The 1056-nt window shown below is 68.8% G+C and carries 1 protein-coding gene; it reads right to left on the reverse strand.

Going from position 1 to position 1056, the window contains the following annotated elements; all coding sequences use genetic code 11:
- Positions 1 to 1049, reverse strand: a 1049-nt coding sequence (locus U1872_RS22725) for a TolC family protein (RefSeq protein ID WP_332795110.1), incomplete at its 3' end; no start/stop codon positions are given.
- Positions 1050 to 1056 lie beyond the last annotated feature (7 nt).

Consider the following 1056-nt stretch of genomic DNA (forward strand, 5'->3'; position numbering starts at 1 on the left):
CACACGGCATAGGCGGAGCGCGCTTGCGCGATCACGTTGCGCTCGGTCGCGGTGACGTTCTCGATCGCGCGCGACTGGAACGCCTCGGCCTGGCGAACCTGCGCGGCGGGACGCCCGCCCTGGAACAGCGGCAGCGTCAGCGAAAGTCCGGCCTGCACCGCCTTGTTGGCGTTCGGAATACCGCTGACGCCGGCGGGCACCGCTGCGATCGAGCCGAGGTAATTGGTGTAGCTCGCGCCACCGACCGCGCTGATCTGCGGCAGGCGGCTCGCGCGGGCGACGCCGACGTCGTAGCGGCTCGCGTCCCGCTCCTTGGCCGCTGCGATCAGCACCGGATTATTGTCGATCGCGACGGTCACGGCCGAGGCCGGGCTGTCGGGCAGATGCGGCAGAGTCGGTGGGGTATCGAGCGTGCCCGGCGGGGTCCCGACGAACCGGATATAGCTTTCACGGCTCGAGATCAGATTGGCCTGCGCGGACTGGAGCTGGGCGCGGGCGAGCGCGAGGCGCGCCTCGGACTGCGCTACGTCCGTGCGGGTCAGGTCGCCGACCTGGAAACGATCGCGGCTGGCCTGGAGATTGACGTCGAGGACGCGGACGTTCTGCGTGTTCAAGCCGACGATCGCCTCGTCGCGGATCACGTCCATGTACGCCGCGACGACGTTCGTAAACAGATCGGCTTCGGTACCGCGCAGCGTCGCGCGGCCACCCTCGACGCGGGTCTTTGCCGCCGCAACCGAATTGCGGACCTGCCCGCCGAGGTACAACGGGACCGACACGTTTGCCCGCGCCACCGCCTGGCGAGGCGGCGCGACGAAGTTGTTCTGGCCGGTGACGAGGAATTCGGTGAGATCGCCGGTCGCGTTGGCCGACGGCAGCCCCGAAGCGCGCGCGATCGGCACGTTCTCGTCCGTCGCGCGCAGGGTGGCACGCTGGGCGGTGATCGTCGGGTTGGTGTTGTACGCCTTGACCAACGCCTCTCGCAGCGTTTCCGCCTGGAGTGGTGCAGCGCTATACGTCAGCGCAACACCGAGAAGCAGGCTACGGATATGCGCG

The organism is Parasphingomonas frigoris, assembly GCF_036663815.1.
GTDB lineage: Bacteria > Pseudomonadota > Alphaproteobacteria > Sphingomonadales > Sphingomonadaceae > Sphingomonas.